Origin of the sequence: Amycolatopsis sp. cmx-11-12 (assembly GCF_046269425.1) — a bacterium.
Classification (GTDB): Bacteria; Actinomycetota; Actinomycetes; order Mycobacteriales; family Pseudonocardiaceae; genus Amycolatopsis.
This window is the reverse complement of sequence record NZ_JADNQM010000092.1, coordinates 1-1,478: the sequence shown is the minus strand read 5'-3', so window position 1 is coordinate 1,478 and position 1,478 is coordinate 1. Positions and strand designations below refer to the sequence as shown.

1 protein-coding gene is annotated in these 1,478 nt (G+C 67.5%); it reads left to right on the top strand.

Annotated features, from left to right (window positions below; translation table 11 throughout):
* The first annotated feature begins 391 nt into the window (after positions 1-391).
* Positions 392-1,438: an IS30 family transposase gene (locus ACLARN_RS44045; protein ID WP_409497443.1), complete on the top strand. Its 1,047-nt coding sequence runs from the start codon at positions 392-394 to the stop codon at positions 1,436-1,438.
* Positions 1,439-1,478: the final 40 nt, after the last annotated feature.

Here is a 1,478-nt window from a genome sequence, read left to right as displayed (position 1 = left end):
GGGCGGGTTCTAGCGATCCCCGCAACACCCTGGATTTCAGGGAGTTGTGGGGATCGTGGTTTCTGAGGGGTTGAAGGCGAGGTTTTTCGATGCTCTGGACCGGGAGATGGGCAGTGTGTCGGGTGCTGCCCGGGCGGTCGGGGTGAACCGGAATACGGCGTTCGGGTGGGTGCGGAAGGCTGGTGTCCGGGGTCGTGGGAAGAGGGGCCGGGGCGGGCATCCGGGCCGGGCGGAGTACGACCGGCTCCGCGCGGCTGGGGTCAGGCAGGGTGAAGCCGCCAAGCGGGTCGGGATTCACCGGCGCACTGCTGGTGACTGGGACCGGGGTATCCGGAAGGTCGGCAACGCGCGCCTCCACGCGGATGGGGTTCGGGTCGACTACAAGACGGGTGTGACCACTTTCGTCCCGGTGTCCTCGGAGCCGTCTGTCGCGGCGGTCGAGGCCACAGTGCATCCCCGGTACTTGACGGTGACCGATCGGGAGCTGATCGCCGACATGCACCGCCAAGGCGACTCGTTCCGGGCGATCGGGCGGGCACTGGGCCGTCCGGCGTCGACTGTCAAACGGGAGATCGACACGCGGTCGGTCAACGGTGTCTACCGGCCACACCACGCTCAGCGGGCCTGGGCGAAGAGCCGACCGCGTCCGAAAAAGTCCAAACTCGCCCAGGACGGCCCGCTGCGCGACCATGTCGCCCAGAAGCTGCGGGAGCGGTGGTCACCCGAGCAGATCCGCAACAATCTGGTCATCGAGTTCCCCGACGACGAGGACATGCGGGTGAGTCCGGAAACGATCTACCAGGCGATCTACGTCCAGGCCCGTGGCGGTTTGCGCCGCGAGGTCGCGGTCGCGCTGCGCACCGGCCGCACCCGCCGCAAACCCCGCCGCAGCCCGGAGCAGCGCACTCCCCGGTTCGTCGACGAGATGGTGATGATCTCCGACCGGCCCGCCGAGGTCGCCGACCGGGCTGTCCCAGGGCACTGGGAAGGTGACCTGATCATGGGCTCCCGCAACGAGAGCGCGATCGTGACCCTGGTCGAACGATCCACCCGCTACGTGATGCTCGGGCACCTGCCTGGCGGGCACACCGCCGAGGAGGTCCGCGACGTGCTGACATCGCTGATCACGACCCTGCCCGCACATCTGCGCGGCTCGCTGACCTGGGACCAGGGCTGCGAAATGGCCGCACACAGGCAGTTCACCGTCGCGACCGGGGTCCCGGTCTACTTCTGCGACCCGCACGCACCCTGGCAACGTGGATCGAACGAGAACACCAACGGACTGCTCCGCCAGTACTTCCCCAAAGGCACCGACCTGTCCGTTCACAGCGCCGAAGACCTCGAACACGTCGCCCAGCAACTCAACGGCCGGCCACGCAAAACGCTCGGCTGGAACAAACCAGCCGAGCGCCTGCGTGATCTACTGGCAGCCACATAAGCCATCAGGTGTTGCGAGGACCCCGAGAATTCGCCCGGCT